21 protein-coding genes are annotated in these 19,279 nt (G+C 43.0%); 7 read left to right on the forward strand and 14 right to left on the reverse strand.

The features are described from left to right. Positions 1-186: 186 nt before the first annotated feature. Entirely contained in the window at positions 187-312 is a 126-nt protein-coding gene (locus GDZ68_RS18340; RefSeq protein WP_255425153.1) for a hypothetical protein, read from the forward strand. 460 nt (positions 313-772) lie between these two features. Beyond that, a complete protein-coding gene (locus GDZ68_RS17585) occupies positions 773-1,126 on the forward strand; it encodes a hypothetical protein (RefSeq protein WP_153723625.1) in 354 nt (117 codons plus the stop codon). Positions 1,127-1,346: 220 nt separating this feature from the next. Here GDZ68_RS17585 and GDZ68_RS17590 read toward each other — a convergent pair whose 3' ends face one another. The 6 genes from GDZ68_RS17590 to modA form a co-directional block, all read right to left on the reverse strand. Then, on the reverse strand, positions 1,347-1,718 hold the full coding sequence (locus GDZ68_RS17590) for an rRNA methyltransferase (protein ID WP_153723626.1): 372 nt from the start codon (positions 1,716-1,718) through the stop codon (positions 1,347-1,349). Between the two features lie 43 nt (positions 1,719-1,761). After that, entirely contained in the window at positions 1,762-2,793 is a 1,032-nt protein-coding gene (gene fni, locus GDZ68_RS17595; RefSeq protein WP_153723627.1) for a type 2 isopentenyl-diphosphate Delta-isomerase, read from the reverse strand. Positions 2,794-2,840: 47 nt separating this feature from the next. After that, complete coding sequence (locus tag GDZ68_RS18275; RefSeq protein ID WP_228551164.1) at positions 2,841-3,395, reverse strand: DUF6155 family protein; 555 nt, start codon at positions 3,393-3,395, stop codon at positions 2,841-2,843. A 95-nt stretch (positions 3,396-3,490) separates the two neighbouring features. Then, positions 3,491-4,162 carry an ATP-binding cassette domain-containing protein gene (locus tag GDZ68_RS17605; protein ID WP_153723628.1) on the reverse strand — a complete coding sequence of 224 codons (672 nt, stop codon included), beginning with the start codon at positions 4,160-4,162 and terminating at the stop codon, positions 3,491-3,493. 18 nt (positions 4,163-4,180) lie between these two features. Further along, entirely contained in the window at positions 4,181-4,855 is a 675-nt protein-coding gene (gene modB / locus GDZ68_RS17610; RefSeq protein WP_376776813.1) for a molybdate ABC transporter permease subunit, read from the reverse strand. Positions 4,856-4,884: 29 nt separating this feature from the next. After that, complete coding sequence (modA, locus tag GDZ68_RS17615) at positions 4,885-5,652, reverse strand: molybdate ABC transporter substrate-binding protein (RefSeq protein WP_153723630.1); 768 nt, start codon at positions 5,650-5,652, stop codon at positions 4,885-4,887. Between the two features lie 158 nt (positions 5,653-5,810). On the opposite strand from modA, the gene GDZ68_RS17620 reads away from it, so the two are divergent. Then, positions 5,811-6,767, forward strand: coding sequence for a helix-turn-helix transcriptional regulator (locus GDZ68_RS17620; RefSeq protein ID WP_153723631.1), 957 nt, complete (start codon positions 5,811-5,813; stop codon positions 6,765-6,767). A gap of 26 nt (positions 6,768-6,793) precedes the next feature. Here GDZ68_RS17620 and GDZ68_RS17625 read toward each other — a convergent pair whose 3' ends face one another. The 3 genes from GDZ68_RS17625 to GDZ68_RS17635 form a co-directional block, all read right to left on the reverse strand. After that, a complete protein-coding gene (locus GDZ68_RS17625) occupies positions 6,794-8,035 on the reverse strand; it encodes an AI-2E family transporter (protein ID WP_228551165.1) in 1,242 nt (413 codons plus the stop codon). Between the two features lie 28 nt (positions 8,036-8,063). Next, positions 8,064-9,020 carry an LCP family protein gene (locus GDZ68_RS17630; RefSeq protein WP_228551166.1) on the reverse strand — a complete coding sequence of 319 codons (957 nt, stop codon included), beginning with the start codon at positions 9,018-9,020 and terminating at the stop codon, positions 8,064-8,066. Positions 9,021-9,095: 75 nt separating this feature from the next. Continuing rightward, positions 9,096-10,268 (reverse strand): MFS transporter, encoded by a 1,173-nt coding sequence (locus GDZ68_RS17635; protein ID WP_228551167.1) that lies wholly within the window; start codon positions 10,266-10,268, stop codon positions 9,096-9,098. 147 nt (positions 10,269-10,415) lie between these two features. On the opposite strand from GDZ68_RS17635, the gene GDZ68_RS17640 reads away from it, so the two are divergent. Together GDZ68_RS17640 and GDZ68_RS17645 are read left to right on the forward strand one after the other, a co-directional pair. Beyond that, positions 10,416-12,014: an ABC-F family ATP-binding cassette domain-containing protein gene (locus GDZ68_RS17640; protein ID WP_153723632.1), complete on the forward strand. Its 1,599-nt coding sequence runs from the start codon at positions 10,416-10,418 to the stop codon at positions 12,012-12,014. A 91-nt stretch (positions 12,015-12,105) separates the two neighbouring features. Further along, positions 12,106-12,783 carry a hypothetical protein gene (locus GDZ68_RS17645; protein WP_153723633.1) on the forward strand — a complete coding sequence of 226 codons (678 nt, stop codon included), beginning with the start codon at positions 12,106-12,108 and terminating at the stop codon, positions 12,781-12,783. 47 nt (positions 12,784-12,830) lie between these two features. Here GDZ68_RS17645 and GDZ68_RS17650 read toward each other — a convergent pair whose 3' ends face one another. Both GDZ68_RS17650 and GDZ68_RS17655 read right to left on the reverse strand, forming a co-directional pair. Then, a complete protein-coding gene (locus GDZ68_RS17650; RefSeq protein WP_153723634.1) occupies positions 12,831-13,031 on the reverse strand; it encodes a cold-shock protein in 201 nt (66 codons plus the stop codon). A 210-nt stretch (positions 13,032-13,241) separates the two neighbouring features. Beyond that, positions 13,242-13,535, reverse strand: coding sequence for a DUF1033 family protein (locus GDZ68_RS17655; protein WP_153723635.1), 294 nt, complete (start codon positions 13,533-13,535; stop codon positions 13,242-13,244). Positions 13,536-13,768: 233 nt separating this feature from the next. Between GDZ68_RS17655 and GDZ68_RS17660 the strand changes: the two genes are divergently transcribed. After that, a complete protein-coding gene (locus tag GDZ68_RS17660; RefSeq protein WP_153723636.1) occupies positions 13,769-14,428 on the forward strand; it encodes a 5-bromo-4-chloroindolyl phosphate hydrolysis family protein in 660 nt (219 codons plus the stop codon). After that, a complete protein-coding gene (locus tag GDZ68_RS17665; protein ID WP_153723637.1) occupies positions 14,418-15,608 on the forward strand; it encodes a toxic anion resistance protein in 1,191 nt (396 codons plus the stop codon). The genes GDZ68_RS17660 and GDZ68_RS17665 overlap by 11 nt, the downstream gene beginning before the upstream one ends. Positions 15,609-15,834: 226 nt before the next feature. On the opposite strand, the gene GDZ68_RS17670 is transcribed toward GDZ68_RS17665, so the two are convergent. From GDZ68_RS17670 to GDZ68_RS17680, 3 genes are all read right to left on the reverse strand, one after another. Next, complete coding sequence (locus GDZ68_RS17670) at positions 15,835-16,044, reverse strand: DUF6501 family protein (protein ID WP_153723638.1); 210 nt, start codon at positions 16,042-16,044, stop codon at positions 15,835-15,837. 79 nt (positions 16,045-16,123) lie between these two features. Further along, on the reverse strand, positions 16,124-17,356 hold the full coding sequence (gene odhB, locus GDZ68_RS17675; protein ID WP_153723639.1) for a 2-oxoglutarate dehydrogenase complex dihydrolipoyllysine-residue succinyltransferase: 1,233 nt from the start codon (positions 17,354-17,356) through the stop codon (positions 16,124-16,126). Positions 17,357-17,451: 95 nt separating this feature from the next. Continuing rightward, positions 17,452-19,279 (reverse strand): 2-oxoglutarate dehydrogenase E1 component (locus GDZ68_RS17680; RefSeq protein ID WP_153723640.1); only part of this gene is annotated, 1,828 nt, incomplete at its 5' end.

Here is a 19,279-nt window from a genome sequence, read left to right on the forward strand (position 1 = left end):
AGTTTCAAAGCTTTCTGAGTGAAACCAGAACGGTACCCTTAGAACAATTAATGAAGAAGCATTTCCAAATTGATCTGTCACAGCGAAGCTTTTGGCAGCAATCATTACAGAAAATAATACAGGATATAGAGCTGTTTCAGGAATTAACAGTCTCGTAATGTAATGATGAGTAGAGAAGAGGAGATGATGGAGGAATGGCAAATTGTAAATATTTTTCCAGTCGAGGATTATTTTATGAGAGCTTTAAAAGAGCTTGAAATTGAGGGGGGGATCATCCCTGCCCATATGACACACGGTTGGCACTCCCTTTGAATAAAGGAAGGCAGACTAAGTACGCCGCTTCCTGCGGCAACGTCTGCATGACTCACTTCGTGTGAGCCCGTGTTTACATGGTGACATACAAAGCAATGAACATGTTATTCCAATTTGGGATGTTCCTCGTAGCAATGGCAACAGCCATTGTAGTGATGATTGCTCTATTCATCAACAGAAAAAAGTAACCACCCTCCGCTACTGCCCAGTAAGCTGAGTGGTTACTCTTTGGTAACACCTTATGTTTTTAACTGGTCAACCGCACTTCATGCGGATGTCAGCTACATTGACTGGGTGTTGACGCACCCGGTCTTTTTTAGTATATGCTCAGTTTACCACAATTATGTAGAGAGTACACATATATTACGAATCAGAAGCATAGGGCACGCTGGAAACTTTCGGTACTAGAGGAACTGAAAAAGCATTTATTATATTAACAGTGTGGAATAGGGGAAATGCCATGATTCAAGATCTGTCGCATAGTACGTATATCACATTATATGATTATGAGAATGTGGATGTCGTTTTCAGATTCATGAATGGTAATCTGAATGAAATAAAAGTCACAATGAAAAGAGATTCTTCCTATGCACATCCAAATGCAAGAGTCATACTGGGAACCTCAACATACCAAATTTTTAGTGAAAATTCAGGACTGAGAGTTGAACGGTACAATTTTATCGGCAATTATAAAGAAGAGTTTTGGTGTAAAGATTTGATTATGGAACATCCGGAAGATTTTGCAGGAAGTAATTTATTTTTAACGAATTGTGATTCAGACCAATATAGAATTTTTCTTGGTATAGCGGCCTAATGAAACTGAGAGATTTACTTGAATAAAACGCTGTAATATGTAGATATCATTTACAAAATAACGATAGTGAAACGATTAGGTTAAAAACTTAAAAATACCGTTCCGTCTCAATATCGCAAGTATACTCCATAATGATATATAACTTCCTATAATTTATATTATGTTCGGGGCGTTCCTTGATCGATATATTTCAAACGCTCTTCATTGGCCTCTCATACCGCTATTCAATACGATTCTTATGATCTTTTGTTTTCAATTCATCAAAATTGATATGACCTACACTGTATTCAATCACATCGTTAATAAACAGCTTATGGTTTTTCGCCAGTTGCTTGACCGATTCCAGCAACTCCTGATCGTATGTTGTTTTATATTGCACACGATCTTTCGGGCGCAAGTTTTTATCATACGTAACAAGTCCTTGCTCTAAAACATTCCGTAAACCATTTTCCAATAAATAATTGTTGTATGTATAATATTCTTCGGATAAATCCTCTAATTGCTGTAAAATCTCCTGACTGATATTTGTACGGAATTTGATTCTTGTTTCGTCTGTTGTCTGAACCATTTTACCGTTTACTAATTTCCACATAATGATTCCTCCTTGCATACGTAATAAACCCGTGAATCACCGCTCACGGATTTATCTTCTGCAGCCGATCTGTTTGCTGCAGTTCGCCGACATTCTTTGCGCCGACCGCAAACATCGCCATCCGCAGTTCTAATTCTCTAACTTCCATTGTCTGTAAAACGCTTTCTGCAGAGATGGTAGCCTGTTCTAAAATAGCTCTGCCGAATCCTGCGAAATCTGCACCCAGTGCGATACATTTTGCCGCATCGACACCTGTATGCAATCCACCGCTCGCAATAAGCGTTCTTTCATTCATAACGGGTTTGACTGACTCTATAGAAATAGTAGTCGGTATACCCCACTCACTGAACGCTGCTGCTGCTTGCTGTTTAATCGGATCGGTTCGGTATTTCTCAACCTGACTCCACGACGTGCCCCCTGCTCCGGCAACATCAATGAATGAAATTCCGGCGTTTAACAGTTTTTCAGCAGTCGAACGGTCAATTCCCCAGCCTACTTCCTTCACTCCGACTGGAATCGATATATCGTTGCAAAGTTTTTCGATTTTTGACAGTAAACCGTTGAAATCGATGTTTCCCTCAGGCTGAATAACTTCTTGCAGGATATTGAGGTGTAGAACCAGTGCATCTGCGCCGGTGTATTCGATAATCTTTCTGCATTCGCGCTCAGTGAAACCGTAATTCAGCTGCACAGCTCCTAAATTCGCGATGATTGGAATCGTGGGAGCGTACTTTCTAAGATCAAATGATGGGCGGTAAGCCTCACTCTCTATTAATGCGCGTGTTGAACCCAGCGCCAGCGCCCAGCCTTTTTGCTCTGCAGCAAGCGCTAAGTTACGGTTAATTGATTCAGCAAAGTTGGCGCCGCCTGTCATAGAACTGATCAAAAATGGTGATTTACAGGGTTTTGAGAAGAAGTTTTGCTCTATATCTATGTCATCAAACGACAGTTCGGGTAATGCGTTATGTATAAAGTGATAGTTCTCTAAGCCCGTCGTGATGCTATGGCCGGTAACATGCTCGTCCAACACAATCTGGATATGCTCTGCTTTTCGATCATTCAGCTGCTTGCTCACTTTTTTAGCTCCTCTTCGGTTGATAAGCGGTACATTTTTAAAATTACTCAATAATCTTCTTCATTATCATAATGAAACTCCAAATTTTCATACAGATCAGACAATATATCGTGATACCCCCAGCCTGTACCTATACTGTCAGATACTACTTGGCGCAACCTTGAATGAAAAGCTTTATATAACTCTTCATTACTCTCACATGTCTTTATAACCTGAGCAAACATGTTTTCCATATTTGTATAAAAAGCTTCGTCGATATCGCCGTACGTTACCGTAAACTCCGTGCCGAGTTCAACAAAAAATAATTGAAGATCTGTAATTCTCATTCGATCATTTGTCAGTTTGGCAAATTCCCTGATCCGTTTCTTGACATCAGGCAAATGAAGTTTCAGAACACCTCTTCCTGTAAAAGAGAAATCTTTTTTCATTTGTGTTTTTTCCTGTATTAATAGCTCCTGTGCAGTTTCCTCGCCTTCAAATTGTAATGAAAAGAAAAGTTGTGCCTTTTCATCAATTTTATGAAGTTCCGCAATGAGCTGAATGATTTCATTCGAATCAAGTTGTTTTAAATGTTTCTTTAATTCGCTGATTGTTAATTTCATTGGAAGATCCCTCACTGCATACAATTTAATTTCTCTCTTACAGTATACCTGTTTCACTATGGTTTAACAAAAACAAACAGCTCTGTTCCAATGAATCAGAGCTGTTTGTTTTTGTTATTTACAGACCAAGTCTCATCAGCAATCTTACCCTGTTCCAAATAAATAATCCGGTCACCGAGTCTTTCTGCTTCATCTAGGTCATGTGTAACAATCATAAACGGAATTTTCCACATATTATGGAGCCGCAGAAGCTCATCTTGACATTGCTGCCTTGTTTCCTTATCGAGTGCCGACAGCGGTTCATCCAGCAATAATACAGACGGACGCGCAGCAAGTGCCCTCGCTAAACCGACGCGCTGTTTCTCGCCGCCTGATATTTGATGGGGATATTTCTGCAGCAAATGTTCGATGCCCAGTACTTGCAGGAGCTGCTTAATCATCTCTTTGCTTTCGTTTCTCTGAGTTTTCTTCACACCATACCAGATATTCTTCTCCACGGTCATATGCGGAAACAAGGCGTAATCCTGAAATAGATAACCGATTTTACGCTCTCTTGCGGGCATGGGCTTTTCATTGCTGTCGAAAAATATTCGTTTATTAGAAACAATCATGCCGCTGTCAGGGTGTACCAGTCCTGCGACGCTGTTTAAAATTGTCGTTTTCCCAGACCCTGACGGCCCGACCAGCACAAGTATTTCGTTGCCCATTTCAAATTCAATGTTCATCTCATAATGTGCGAGCTGTTTATGTATTCGTACGTTCAGCATATTGTTTCCTCCCTCCGGTTAAGAACGTGTAAACCGGCGGATATTTCGTTTGCTCCACCAGTTGACCCATAAGATCAGACTAAATCCGAAAACAATAATTATGACGACCCAAAACGTCGCTTTTTCCATCTGACCGGATTCTACTGCGAAATAGATTGCCATCGGAATCGTATCTGTTTTACCCGGTATGTATCCTGCAAGCATTAAAGTGGCACCAAATTCACCCAGCCCTCGTGCGAATGAAAGAACCAGTCCTGCCAGCAGTCCTGGCCATGCAAGTGGAAAGACGACCGACCAAAACACTCTCCATTCTGAAGCCCCCATAGTCCGTGCAGCATTCGAAAGTCGTTCATCCAGGCTCTCAAATGCGGCGGCTGCACTTTGATACATGAGCGGAAATGACACGACGATCGAAGCAATTACCGCACCAATCCATGTAAAGACAATCTGGAAATCGAACCATTCCACTAACCAGCTGCCGATCCAGCCTTTCTTACCGAATAAAATGAGCAAACCAAAACCTACGACGGTAGGCGGCAGTACGAGCGGCAGCAAGAACAGGGCTTCTAAAACACTTTTACCGAAAAAATCACGCTTCGCCAGCAGATAAGCGATAAAAACGCCTGCCAGAAATACGAAGAAAGTGGAGATGGCAGCCACTTTTAACGACAACAGCAAAGGTGAATAGTCCATATCAAGCAAGCCCTCTCCCCCTTTTCCTCTTACTTAAATCCGAACTCCTGTAATGCTTTTTCACCTTTTTCACTTGTCAGGAAATCCAAAAAGTCCTGTGCGGCTTCTGGATGTTTCGAAGCTTTGACAACCGCACCTGGATAAACAATCGGCGCATGCCACTCTGGGTCTGATTCAGCCAGTACCTTCACATCCCCTGAAACAAATGCGTCACTGGAGTACACCACGCCCAAATCAGCGTTGCCCATTTCAACATATGTCAAAACCTGGCGTACGTCAGATCCCATTACCAATTTAGTCTGCAAAGGCTCCCATAAATTCAAGTTTTCAAGGGTTTCCTTCGTGTAACGTCCTACAGGAACCGATTCAGGCTCCCCAACTGCAAAATGATCAACGTCTGCCGGATCAATATCTTTAAATGAATCAATCCTAGAGTCAGAATCTTTATGTGCAATTAATACTAGCACATTCGAAGTGAAATTTTCTCTTGAACCGTCAAGAATCAATTCTTTGTCTTCCATATCATTCATGTCTTTCGAGCTGGCAGATAAAAAGACATCAGAAGGTGCCCCATTCTCGATGTTTGCCGCAAGCTTCCCCGAGCTTCCGAAATTATATGTCAGCTTAACTCCTTCATGCTGCTCTTCGTATGTAGAATTTACATCTTCCAATGCATCAGTTAAACTGGCCGCAGCGGAAATTAAAAGTTCTGCTTCTTCAGGTTTCTCACTTTCCGAACATCCAACTAAAAAGATCGACAGAATTGCAAATAAAGCTGTAAATAAAAAATGCTTCATTTCACTGCTCCCCTCTTTTATTTGCATATAACTAAACATATCTATTTATATCTAGTTATATCTAAAAATATCATATTATGCATTCTTATACTTGTCAATTTTGCATTTTCGTTGGAAATGACGGAAGATAGTAAGGAGTGTTTATTGGGGGTTGAAAAATGAGCCACAAAGAAAATAATATTTCTTATACAACTGAAGAAATTGCACAGCTTTTAAAAGTTTCAAAGCTGACGGTTTATGACTTAATTAAAAAAGGCGAAATCCGAGCATACCGCGTCGGGCGTCAGATGCGCGTTGATACCGTCGATTTAACTGCTTATAAGGAACGCTTGAAAAGCGGCGGTGAAATGATGCCGTCGCAGTCGGCTCCAGCTAAACCGATAGAGCAGCCTGCTGAGCCGGTTCGTGATCCATCTGTTATTATCAGCGGGCAAGATTTGAGCTTGGACATACTGGCAAGCTATATAGAAGAAGCGCATCTCGATTTTCGTCCTCTGCGTTCATTTGCAGGCAGTTTGAACAGCTTGATCAAAATGGTGCAGGGAGAAGCCGATATCGTCAGCACGCATTTATTCGATGGCGAAACCGGCACTTATAATCTGCCGTACATCAACCGTCTGCTGACGGGACATTCCTACCTTGTCGTCAATCTGCTCGGCAGAACGGCCGGAATCTATGTGCAGAAAGGCAATCCTAAAAAGATCAGAAGCTGGGAAGACTTAGGACAGCCTGGACTTCGTATCATCAATCGGGAAAAAGGATCAGGGGCACGTGTGCTTCTTGATGAACAGCTGCAAATCGCAAACATTTCGCCGCGCACGCTGGCAGGTTATCATGACGAAGAACTGAATCATATGGCTGTGGCTGCTCAGGTCGCTTCCGGCAAGGCAGATGCGGGTGTGGGGATAGAAAAAACATCCCGTCTGATCGATGTCGATTTTATTCCCCTCATTCAGGAGCAGTATGATCTGGTCATTTTAAAGACTGATGAAAATGAGAAACTGAGGGATTTTTTACTTGCCACTATACAGTCGTCAGAATTCCAGGTCAAAATCAGTGCAATCGGCGGCTATGATCTGTCGAAGACCGGTACGATTCTGTACGAAACTCCATAAAAAATAACCCGCCGATTACGTGCGGGTTATTCTCTCTCTTCTTCTAAATCCTTCTCTATTTCCTCCACCTCGTAATACATGTCCTCTTCTGTTTCAAATCGATTATAACGCAGTGTGAACAGATGAAACATGTGAGTGGCGACGACTTTCAGCAAGGCATATGTAGGAATCCCGAGTATGACACCTGCCACACCGAACAGTGATCCTGCCGTCAATAAAACAAAAAGAATGGTAATCGGATGAATATGCAGTGACTTCCCCATAATCTGTGGTGAAATAAACTTGCCTTCGACCACTTGTACAATTGTCCAGACGATTGCAAGCTTGACCAGCATGAATGGAGACGTAACCACCGCAATAATAGCGGCTGGTGTAATTGCGATGACCGGACCTAAGTACGGCACAATGCTTGTAAACATCGCCAGAACCCCGAGCAGCAAGGCATATTTCATTTTGATAATGAGGAATCCGATGGAAACCATGATTCCGATGGCAATAGCTACTAAGATCTGGCCTTGAATATAAGCACTGATCTGCCTGTCAGCATCCCGAAAAATAATCATTGCATCATTGCGCAGACGAGGAGGCAACATGCGCAGAGTCACTTGAGGCAGCTTCTCTCCGTCCTTTAATAAGTAAAACAGAATCAGCGGAACCGTGAACAGTCCTAGAATAATGCCGGTTAAAGCAGAAATGAAAGAAGTGACACCGGAAGCAATCCCTCCGAGTGTTTCGGTAAAGAACTTTCCGATACTTTCAAAGCCGGAATCTAAAAAAGTATTGACATTGAAGTTAAATCCTTCATAAATAGGAGCGAATAAAGAGTTACGGAAAAATGCATCCATATCCAAAATCAGCTGCTTAAAATACGAAGGGAACTCCTCGAATAGATTGATCGACTGTTCGCGCAAGAAAGGCAGCACGAGAAAAATCACCAAAGTCAGCAACCCGGCAGCTGCCAGGAAGATGATTAAGATTCCATAGACCCGCGGAATTCGCAGCCGTAACTCCAAAAAGCGAAGAATTGGTCGCATCAAGTAATAAAGAATGGTCGCGAGCACGACTGGCAGAACGACCGTCGAGAAAAAGACCCGGATCGGATAGAAAATGAACGATACTTGAGTAAAGATCAAGATAATCAGTCCGATGAACAGCAGACAGAGAAGTACAAATATAGTCGATTGCCCACCAAGAAATCCAACGATCGGTGATGTCGAACGTATAGACCAAAAATCCCTTAATGAATTCTTTTTGGGCGGCTGTCTCACAACCTCTCTCCTCCCTCCGAATGAACGGTTACCGTGCCGTTAGAAATGAACGGATTGCTTCCTTGTTTTTATCTAAATCAATTTCAATGACAGAACCCGCATGCTGATACGAACGGAACGAATAGCTGTCTTCTACCGGAATTCTTAATGTGTTAATGTCCAGTTTGCGTTTTGCTAACACCGTCAGTAATTTTGTCAGCTCTTCTTTCGACGTAAGATCAGTTGTAATGAAATTATCCAGCGCGCCGGCAACTTTTGGGGCCTTCAATAGAGTAGGGGCACTGAACAGCTCCCCTTTAATTGCCTGAATAACTTCCTGCTGGCGGTTCACCCTGCCGAAATCTCCTTCTGAATCGGCACGGAAACGGGCGTAGCCTAATAATTCTTTGCCATTCAGCCGCTGAACGCCCGGAGTCAGCGTGACCCCGATTTTCTCGGACATTTCTTGTTTAACATCCATTTCTAGGCCTTGTGGAAAGGCAATATCCATTATTGATTCGAAGTTATCGAAATCCACTACGGCATAATGATGAATCGGAATATTGAACATGCCGGTTATCGTTTCTTTCGCTGTCTGTACTCCGCCCAGATAATAAGCAGTATTTAATTTATAGGATTGGTACCCTGGAATCTGTGCATAAATATCCCGCATAAACGAAATGAGATTTGCAGTTCCATGGGTCTGATCCCACGACAGCACCATCATCGTATCAGTTCGGTACTTGCCCGACCCGTCGTTATCTATGCCCAGCAGCAAATAATTTTCTGTTGTAGGGTCTTGTGGATTCAATAAATCACCCTGGAATTCCCCCGGGTCAATTTTACTTCCCGCGGTCAGCGCTTTCCCTTGTTTGTATTGTATATAACAATAAGCCGATACGGCGATAATGCCTAGCAATAAGGCAGTAAAAATGACTCTGCCAATCCGGAGTTTACGTTTCTTTTTCCTGCGCGTCGGCAGCTGTTCCTCCAAATGATCATCCATGTACCCTTCATTCCTCCAATATCGCTGTAGTCCTGTAATAAAGACGTTTCTGTTCACGACGGGTTGCGTCTTTATTCATGCTTTGCCGGGTATTCGGCCAATCTTGATTGCCAATACTAGCATAGCCGTAAATAAAAGGAGAAATACGAATATTGTAACTTGGTGATTTCCTGTGTAATCATAAAGCATGGCAACAAACAGCGGCAGAATCCCTCCGATAATGAAACCGCCTGTCTGCATCATTGCAGTCCAGGCATTTGTTTCTTCAGCTGTGTCCGTCGCATCTATCGGCATCAATAGACAAATGGGAAACAGGCCGCCGAGCGGAATACCCATCAGCAATACACCGATTGAAAAAAGAAGAGGCTGTTCAGTCCACATAAAACCGATTGAAACAATCCCGATCAGCAGAATACCCACCAACGCGGGTGTCCGTGTTTTAAAGCGCTGCAAAGCAATAGGAAAACCAATATTCATAAAAATCTGCACGACCGTCATACTGCTGAGCAATGTGCCTGCCTGCAGTAAAGTCAGTCCATTCGTCACGGCAATCGGCACGAGCCATGTCAGTACGGAAAAGAATAATGCCGTCTGCAATCCGAAAAACACAAGAAAGCTCCAGGCTGTTTTGCTTCTCCAGGGACTCTCCCCTTTTTTCACAGTTTGGCCAATCGCTTGTTTCACTGCAATCGGATTTTTCGAGCTGACTCGCCAGGCGATCATTCCAAGCACGGCGAGAACAGCCCAAATCGCCAATGCAAGATAATAATTTGCTTTTTGGTAGAATACTCCCGTCAGACCTGTACTGAGTGTTGCCCCCATTCCCATGCCGAATGAATAAATTCCGACAACCGCTGCAACTTTCAACGGGAAATACTGTTTTATTAACGCAGACAAAAGAGGACCGATGACCGCAATCGCAATCCCTGCAGCCAGAGCTGTAAGCAGTAGTATACTGAAAGAGGACACAATAAGACGTAAACCTGTGGCGGCTGCCAATAAGAGCAGCATCAAATACATCGTCTTATTCAGCCCAATTGCTTTGTTAAGAATAGGTGCGAGCATAGCAAACGCGCCCATACAAATGACAGGGATGACCGTCAGTAAACTGACTTGCGTGTTGGAAAGCGTCAAATCTTCCCTAATGATATCCAGCATCGGACCGATTGATGTAATGGCCGGACGTAAATTGAGCGCCACTGCAAATATAGCGAACAGCAATAAAATTTGAGTTGATTTCGAGCGCAACGATAGTCCTCGCTTTCAATAAAACATTCCAGATTTTCTCTTTCCTTCTTATCGTAAACCGAAAATGCAATCTGTTCCAGTCAAAGATTTCATTTCGCCGTATTTTCATGTATAATAGGAGCATTGTGAATTTAGGAGGATTTTATTATGTTAGCAGTGAGTAATGTTAGTCTTCGTTTCGGCGACCGCAAACTGTTCGAAGATGTAAATATACAGTTTAATCCAGGGAATTGTTACGGGTTAATTGGCGCAAACGGTGCGGGTAAATCTACGTTTATTAAGATTGTTTCAGGTGAAATTGAACCGCAGACAGGCAACGTCATACTGGGAAAAGACGAACGCTTGGCTGTATTGAAGCAGGATCACTTCGAATATGAAGAATTTGAGGTTATGGAAACAGTGATTATGGGTCACAAAACTCTCTATGAAGTGATGAAAGAAAAAGATGCGATTTACATGAAGGAAGATTTCTCTGATGAAGATGGCATGCGTGCAGCTGAACTTGAAGGAGAATTCGCTGAGCTGAACGGTTGGGAAGCAGAATCTGAAGCTTCTGTCCTTCTTCAAGGTCTTGGCGTTCCGGAAAGCCTGCATCACGTGAAAATGGCTGAACTTGCAGGATCGGACAAAGTTAAAGTTTTGCTTGCTCAGGCTCTATTCGGCAAACCGGACGTATTATTACTGGATGAGCCTACCAACCACCTGGATTTAAAAGCAATCCGGTGGCTTGAAGAGTTCCTGATCAACTTTGAAAATACAGTAATCGTTGTTTCTCACGACCGTTACTTCTTAAACAAAGTTTGTACGCATATTGCGGATTTAGACTTCAGTAAAATTCAAATATATGCAGGGAACTATGATTTCTGGTATGAATCCAGCCAGCTTGCGTTAAAACTGTCACAGGAACAAAATAAGAAAAAAGAAGAGAAAGTCAAAGAACTTCAAGCGTTTATTGCGCGTTTCAGTGCCAATGCATCGAAGTCCAAACAAGCGACTTCACGTAAAAAGACGCTGGATAAGATTGAGCTGGATGATATTAAGCCGTCTTCCCGACGCTATCCTTTCGTGAACTTTTCGATGGGGCGCGACATTGGAAATGATGTTCTGACGATTAAAGATCTGACAAAAACAGTTGATGGCAAGACCTATATTAAAGACGCTTCTTTTACACTCGGAAAAGAAGATAAAGTAGTATTAATTGGTAATCCATTGGCTAAATCTGCTCTTCTGGATGTTCTTGCAGAAGAAACTGAGCCAGATGCAGGATCCATCAAATGGGGCGTTACGACAACCCGCGCCTACTTCCCTATCGATAACACGGAATTTTTCGAAGGATCTGAGCAGACGCTGGTCGAATGGCTGCGCCAATATTCTCCTGAAGATGAAACCGAAACATTCTTACGCGGTTTCCTCGGCCGTATGCTGTTCTCAGGCGAAGAAGTAAATAAAAAGCCAAGTGTGTTGTCCGGTGGAGAAAAAGTACGCTGTATGCTCTCTAAAATGATGCTGACAAGCGCGAACGTGCTGATGCTTGATGAGCCGACGAACCACTTGGATCTAGAATCTATCCAAGCATTGAACAACGGTCTGATCGCGTTTAAGGGCGCTATGATTTTCACGTCCCATGACCATCAGTTCATCCAGACAATTGCTAACCGGATCATTGAAATTAATGATGACGGTACGATATTCGATAAAATGATGTCTTATGACGAGTACCTGGAATGGAAAGGTCAAAAAGCATAAAGTTAAAAAGCCGTTTCCCTTTGTGGAAGCGGCTTTTTGCTGAATAATTTTAGCTGTTTCGGGTATACCACAAAATAAAGGAGATTTTCACATGAAACGTAATGGATTGTTCCTGTTTATTGCGCTTCTGCTTGTACTTGCCGGCTGCTCATCAAAACCTGCCACTTCTCTTGACGGTAACAGCAGTTCAAAGGATGATCCGATAAAAGACGAACAGACAAATGAAAACCAATCGGAACAAGAAAGTGCAGAGAAAACAGATGTATCTCTTCTCGACTATTTCCTGCCAGACGGCTCAAGCGCTCACTATAAGGGAGAAGGAAATGAATATGCAGAGCTGGATATCACTGTGGACTCACCGACAGAAGATTATGTAGTGGTGCATGAGAATAACGGCGGTTCATTTATCCAGAAGGTCTATAAGCTTGAGGGTGATGAAATTCAGATTCTCCAAGAGCAGCCTGTTGAGATTAAAGCGGAATTGCCGAATGAAGAAGAGTTACAGGCAATGCAGCCAATCGGAATTTACTTGAAAGGCCCCATAGAAAAAGGGACGAAGTTTGAAGACTGGGAAATCACCGAAACAGATGCGACCGTGGAAACGCCTTATCAGAAATTCGATGAGGCAATTGTAATGGAGCAAAAAGACGAAGATTACATTAATCGGAAATACTTGGTGAAGGGTTTTGGCGAAGTGAAACGTGAGTCGATTATGACAACAGAAAAAGATTTCATTGTTACCTCCACACTTGAAACAGTTACGAAATAAAATGACCCATACAAAAAGGCACCCGTCAGGATGCCTTTTTTAGTGGATTATAATTTCACAACGTTAGCTGCTTGTAAACCACGGTTACCTTCGACAACTTCAAATTCAACCTGCTGACCTTCGTCAAGAGCTTTGAATCCGTCGCCTTGGATTGCTGAGAAGTGTACGAAAATATCGTCTTCTCCGTCAACTTCGATAAAACCGAAGCCCTTTTCTGCGTTAAACCACTTTACTGTACCTTGTTTCATTCGATTACCTCCAAAAATATATAAGTACTTGTTAATATATGAACTTCCGCATAAAAAAATTCACATATTACAAAAAGTACCGACGAAGCCGATCACTTTTGTAATAGGTGAATCCATTCGCATACGGTTGTTCATTTAATTTACTTAGAGCAAGTATACCATAAGTGGAGTAAATGTCAAATTAAAACAAGCACAACTTACAGAATGTTTTCACGATATACACGGCTGATCGTTATGCAGCACAACAATTCCATGATAAATCTGCAGATCTCCTTCACACCCGTCGCAATAATGTTTTTCGGAAGCGGACCAAAATGCATGAAAACATCCTTTGCGCGCCTCATAGCGTTCAAAGTGCTGTTCCATTTCCGTTAAGACTTTATTGAGATACTGCTGCATGTCTTTTTCATCCAAAAATGTTTCTGAAGAGACGGTAAAATCTCTCCACTCCTCAAACATCCACCATGGTTCAAAGTCCGCTTTCATATACACTACTTCATACATTAGTATGCACTCCTTCACTGGCCCTATGCACGAATGACATTAATTCTAGCAAATCTTCCACCTATAGAAAAGTAAAAAGATTGATGCGCCGAAATATATGAGTTTTTGTCCAGTTTCAGCTATAATTACTATAAGAACAATAATTGAGCTCCCTCACTTATCAACTTGATGAAACTTTTTCGATGTTAATCCGTAAATTATGTATAGATAGAATGGAAGGTGGCCTGAAAAAAATGAATCATATCAAAAACTTCTTTACACGGCACTTGCTTTTGGCTCCGACAAGTTTCCTGACTTGGTTTATTCTGTTGGGAGCAACGAGCTTACATTTTGTTGTCAGCTCCGCGATTGGAATTGGATTGTATGCAGGCGGTAACTTGGCCATCAAAGAAATACAATTGCGATCTACGTTAAAACAATACGGTATGACAAGATCTGAATATAAACATATTGAATATCAAGTTTCTGAATCTAAGAAAAAATTGAAACGGCTGGGCAATATGTATGGACAAGTACGTTCCATACAAGCATTTAGACAAGTATATGATATGGCTTCCATGGCCAGAAGAATTATTAAGATCGTTCAAGTGAATCCCCGCAAATTTTATCAAGTGGAGAATTTCTTTTACGCGCATCTTGATTCTGCTGTAGAATTGACATCGAAATATGGATTATTGGTAAATCAGCCGTTAAAAGATCAGGAAATCAAAGTGGCACTCCAGCATACACGCGAGACGCTGTCTGATTTAAATTTGGAAATGGAAAGAGATCTACGCAGTGCGGTTGCGACTGATTTGGAGCAGCTGAAAATGGAAATAGATTTTGTGGATGTAACGATTAATAAAGGTAAACCGCTGTTGGAATCGAAAGGGGAACATTCTAATGACAGATAAAAATACACAGGCAGAAACAACTATGGACGATTTACTGGACAATCCATTTGATCTGGATGCCAGTCTTTTACCTAAGGAAATGGAGTCAACGCTTGCAGAAAGCACATCTTCCACTAAGCTGATTGATCGACTGACGGAAGAAGAACAGGTCAAAGCGAAGCAGCTGGCTGCACAAATTCCTGTCGGTAACTATGAAGCAGTCATCACATATGGAGCGAATGCACAAAATGAACTCTCCCGCTTCTCCCATAAGATGCTGGATCATGTTCAAAGCAAAGATATAGGACCAGTCGGCGACGTCTTGAATGAGCTGATGAACAAGCTGTCAGAGATAGACCCTGACGACTTGTCGGAGAAAAAGAAATCTGGCCTTGGTCGTCTGTTCGGCAAAGCCACACGCTCTGTTCAGGAAATGATGACCCGCTATCAAAAACTCGGCACACAAATCGATAAGATTGGTGTGCAGCTTGAACATTCAAAACGCGGTTTGATGGATGATGTCAAGATGCTCGACAGCTTATATGAGCAAAATAAAACATATTTCCAGGCATTGAATGTATATATTGCAGCTGCTGAATTAAAAGTCGAGGAGATCAATCAAACGATTATTCCCGAACTTCATAAAAAAGCACAACAATCGAATGATCAGATGATGGTGCAGGAAGTGAATGACATGGCACAATTTGTCGACCGCTTAGAAAAGCGTCTGTATGATCTGCAGCTGTCACGTCAGATTACGATTCAGAGTGCGCCGCAGATCCGTATGATCCAGCAGACGAATCAGACGCTCGCTGAGAAGATTCAAGCATCCATCATGACGTCTATCCCCCTCTGGAAAAACCAAATCGCGATTGCTCTTACTTTGAATCGACAGGCAAAAGCAGTTGAGTCGCAGAAATTAGTGACAAAGACGACGAATGATCTGCTTCTCCGCAATTCAGAGATGCTGAAAGTGAACAGTATTGAGACAGCGAAAGAGAATGAAAAAGGCATTATTGAGATCGATACACTGAAGAAGACACAAGAAAACTTGATTCAGACGATTGAGGAAACGCTGGTTATTCAGGCAGACGGCCGCGCGAAACGTAAGTCAGCCGAGATTGAAATTGCCCGTATGGAAGAAGATTTGAAAACTAGACTGCTCTCTGTATACGAAGAATCCAAAAACCGTCCTTCTTAAAAGGGCGGTTTTTTCTGTGGAAATGAATGTGTAAGCAGTTTTGAGATACCATTTCCCTGCGTTCCAGGCGACGCGTTCCGGAATACACACACACCAGATCCACACACTGCCAAACTGCAGCAGGATTTACACTTCAGCCGGAACGCAGGGAAACGCTCTCCTGTCACTTACAAATTCACAATCTGCAACAAAAAATCGCCCTTTTCCAAGGACGGTTTCAAACTGCTTACAACTGCTCGTTGGCAAAATAGGTCTTGTAGTAGCCCCCTACTTTTCCTGAATTATCAACGACAAAGATAAACTCGTCTGTTTCGTTTTTTACTTCATATGACTTCCCCGCTGTCAGCATATGGTTTACCACATACTTTTCAGCATTCGAATGCGTACACGTCACTGTCTTCAACGTCGGTGCGTTCAACCAGTTTAAATAGGACATGGAATGGTCTCTCCTTTCTTTCATTCTATATAAAAGCGACCCGCGCATACAGCCGCGGGTCGCTTGCTTGTTTAAGTGATTAAGAACCAAGAAGAAGATCTTCAGGGTTTTCAATCAATTCTTTAACCATCTTCAAGAATCCTACTGAATCTTTACCATCAATTACACGGTGGTCATAAGAAAGTGCCACATACATCATTGGGCGAATCTCGATGTTGTCTCCAACAGCGATTGGACGCTTTTGAATAGTGTGCATACCTAAGATACCTACTTGTGTACCGTTAAGGATTGGAGTAGACAATAGTGAGCCGAATACTCCCCCGTTTGTAATTGTGAAAGAACCGCCTGTCATGTCAGCAATTGTCAACTTGTTGTCGCGTGCTTTTTTAGCAAGCTCCCCGATTGATGCTTCAATTTCAGCAAAGTTTTTACGATCTGCATCTACTACGTTCGGCACAACGAGTCCGCCTTCAGTAGAAACTGCGATACCGATGTCAAAGTAGTTCTTCAACAAAATTTCATCGCCATCGATCTCAGCGTTAACGTATGGATATTTCTTCAGTGCAGCAACTACTGCTTTCGTGAAGAATGACATGAAACCAAGTCGTACATCGTTCTGATCGAAGAACTGGTCCTTCTTGCGTGAACGAAGAGCCATCACGTTTGTCATATCGATTTCATTAAATGTAGTCAACATGGCTGTAGATTGCTTCACTTCAAGCAAGCGCTTAGCGATAGTCTGACGGCGGCGAGTCATTTTCTGACGGGTAATACGTCCGTCGTCTTTAGACGCTGCTGCCGGTGCAGCTGGAGCTGCAGGCTGTGCTTTAGGAGCATTCGTATGAGCTGCTACATCTTGTGCGCGTACACGGCCCATTGGATCTACAGGTGATACAGCTGCAAGGTCAATTCCTTTTTCACGCGCTAATTTACGTGCTGCCGGGCTTGCGATTGTACGGTCTGCTGAAGATGATTCTTCAGCTGCTGCCGGAGCGGGAGCAGCCTGTTCTGCCTGTGCAGGAGCAGGTGCTGCAGTTTCTTCCTTAGCAGCTTGTGGAGCTTGCTGTGCCGCTGCACCTGCAGCGCCTACAATAGCAATTACTTGGCCGACTTCAACTGTGTCGCCTTCAGCTGCCAGCAGTTCAGATACAACACCAGCTTCTTCTGAAATGACTTCAACGTTTACTTTGTCTGTTTCCAATTCAACGATGAATTCACCTTTATCAACGTTTTCACCAGGTTGCTTAAGCCACTTTGCAATTGTACCTTCTGTAATCGATTCTGCTAATTCAGGTACTATAATCTCTGCCACAATAAATTCCTCCTCGTAGATATCCCGTTTTTAACGGATTGCTACTTCATCTAAGTAGTTTTTACTTATACTGTAAAGCTTCCTTACTTGTTATATCACTTTTTCAGAGCTTCTTCAATGATTCGATTCTGTTCAATCTTGTGAGAAGCACCGTCGCCTTCAGAAGGGCTTGAACGGTGAATGCGTCCTACATAAGAAATATCTTTTCCATCTGCGATTTCCTGCAGATATTTATAGGCAAATGACCAAGTTCCCATGTTTTTCGGCTCTTCTTGTACCCAGACCAAATCTTTCACTTTCGGGAAACGCTCAAGAATTTCTGTAATCTTATCAGACGGGAATGGATACAGCTGCTCTACACGAATCACATGCAAATGATCGAATCCTTCACCGTCTTTAATTTTTTCAGCAAGGTCTATTGCTACTTTACCGCTGGCAAACAGGATTTTCTTAACCTTTTCAGGCTTAGTACCGGTACCCGGCTGCTCAAGAACGGTCTTAAAGTGACCTTCTGTCAAATCATTGACATCAGCTCCGACTAACGGATGACGCAGCAATGATTTTGGTGTTGCGATTACCAATGGACGCTCTGCTTCGCTTCCAAGAATCTTGGACTGACGGCGCAGAACATGGAAGTAGTTTGCAGCACTGGAGATATTCGCTACTGTCCAGTTGTTCTCAGCACATAGCTGTAAATATCTTTCGATGCGTGAGCTGGAGTGTTCAGGCCCCTGTCCTTCATATGCATGAGGCAGAAGCAAGACCAGTCCTGACTGCTGACCCCATTTAGAATAGCTGGATGAAACGAACTGGTCGAACATTACCTGTGCCATATTGGAGAAGTCGCCGTACTGTGCTTCCCATACTGACATGGTCTTATCTTCTTCCAAGTTATATCCGAACTCATAACCAACAATTCCTGCTTCTGTCAATGGACTGTTGTATGCCACGAATGAAGCATTAGATCCGCCGATATGGTGAAGCGGAACGAATTCTTCGCCCGACTTTTCATCATGCAGGACCAGGTGGCGCTGTGCGAATGTACCGCGCTGTATATCCTGACCTGACATTCGGATCGGTTTGCCATCCTGCAAAATGGAACCGAATGCTAATTGCTCTGCATGCGCCCAGTCGATCTTTCCTTTGCCGTTGAACGGCTCTTGGCGGCGTTTCAGAATTTTATCCAGCTTGCTGAATACAGTGAAGTCTGAAGGATATGTCAGCAGTTCTTCATTCATTTTGCGCAGACGGTCTTCGGAAACACCGGTTTCCAGGTCGCGCGGCAATCCGGCAAGAACAACTTCCGGGGTTGCATTCGAAACCTTAGGTGCATTTACAGATTCTTCTTTCACTCGGTCATATGCAGCCTGCATTGTCGCGATTACGGAAGAATCCATTTGTTTTACTTCTTCATCTGTCATGATGTTCTGCTCCGCAAGACGCTGTCCGTACAATTGACGAACTGTCGGGTGCTTGTGAATTTCATGATACATCACTGGATTTGTCACCAATGGCTCGTCCATTTCATTATGCCCGTAACGACGGTAGCCGATCAGGTCAATCAGAACATCTTTGCCGAACTGCTGACGATATTCGAATGCAAGCTTGGCTACAGCCAGCACTTCTTCCGGGTGATCTGCATTCACGTGGAATACAGGCACTTCGAAACCTTTCGCGGGATCAGATGCATAGTGTGTAGAACGGGAATCATAGTATTCAGTCGTGAAGCCTATTGTATTATTGGCGATGATATGAATGGAACCGCCTGTCTGGAAACCGCGGACTCGGCTGTAGTTGAATGATTCAGGTACGATGCCTTGTCCAGGGAACGCTGCGTCGCCGTGTACGAGCACTGCATAAGCTGCATTTGTATCCTGCTTCGGGATTCCTGGGCTATCCGTGTTTTCCTGAGCCGCTCTAGTC

It is taken from the genome of Sporosarcina cascadiensis (assembly GCF_009650995.1).
In the GTDB taxonomy this organism is placed as follows: Bacteria; Bacillota; Bacilli; order Bacillales_A; family Planococcaceae; genus Sporosarcina; species Sporosarcina cascadiensis.

Bases quoted from the DNA above. Each gene is read 5' to 3' on its own strand.
- GDZ68_RS18340 (WP_255425153.1), top strand. From the start codon at position 187: ATGGAGGAATGGCAAATTGTAAATATTTTTCCAGTCGAGGATTATTTT.
- GDZ68_RS17585 (WP_153723625.1), top strand. From the start codon at position 773: ATGATTCAAGATCTGTCGCATAGTACGTATATCACATTATATGATTAT.
- GDZ68_RS17590 (WP_153723626.1), bottom strand. From the start codon at position 1,718: ATGTGGAAATTAGTAAACGGTAAAATGGTTCAGACAACAGACGAAACA.
- GDZ68_RS18275 (WP_228551164.1), bottom strand. From the start codon at position 3,395: ATGAAATTAACAATCAGCGAATTAAAGAAACATTTAAAACAACTTGAT.
- GDZ68_RS17605 (WP_153723628.1), bottom strand. From the start codon at position 4,162: ATGCTGAACGTACGAATACATAAACAGCTCGCACATTATGAGATGAAC.
- modB (WP_376776813.1), bottom strand. From the start codon at position 4,855: ATGGACTATTCACCTTTGCTGTTGTCGTTAAAAGTGGCTGCCATCTCC.
- modA (WP_153723630.1), bottom strand. From the start codon at position 5,652: ATGAAGCATTTTTTATTTACAGCTTTATTTGCAATTCTGTCGATCTTT.
- GDZ68_RS17620 (WP_153723631.1), top strand. From the start codon at position 5,811: ATGAGCCACAAAGAAAATAATATTTCTTATACAACTGAAGAAATTGCA.
- GDZ68_RS17630 (WP_228551166.1), bottom strand. From the start codon at position 9,020: ATGGATGATCATTTGGAGGAACAGCTGCCGACGCGCAGGAAAAAGAAA.
- GDZ68_RS17640 (WP_153723632.1), top strand. From the start codon at position 10,416: ATGTTAGCAGTGAGTAATGTTAGTCTTCGTTTCGGCGACCGCAAACTG.
- GDZ68_RS17645 (WP_153723633.1), top strand. From the start codon at position 12,106: ATGAAACGTAATGGATTGTTCCTGTTTATTGCGCTTCTGCTTGTACTT.
- GDZ68_RS17650 (WP_153723634.1), bottom strand. From the start codon at position 13,031: ATGAAACAAGGTACAGTAAAGTGGTTTAACGCAGAAAAGGGCTTCGGT.
- GDZ68_RS17655 (WP_153723635.1), bottom strand. From the start codon at position 13,535: ATGTATGAAGTAGTGTATATGAAAGCGGACTTTGAACCATGGTGGATG.
- GDZ68_RS17660 (WP_153723636.1), top strand. From the start codon at position 13,769: ATGAATCATATCAAAAACTTCTTTACACGGCACTTGCTTTTGGCTCCG.
- GDZ68_RS17665 (WP_153723637.1), top strand. From the start codon at position 14,418: ATGACAGATAAAAATACACAGGCAGAAACAACTATGGACGATTTACTG.
- GDZ68_RS17670 (WP_153723638.1), bottom strand. From the start codon at position 16,044: ATGTCCTATTTAAACTGGTTGAACGCACCGACGTTGAAGACAGTGACG.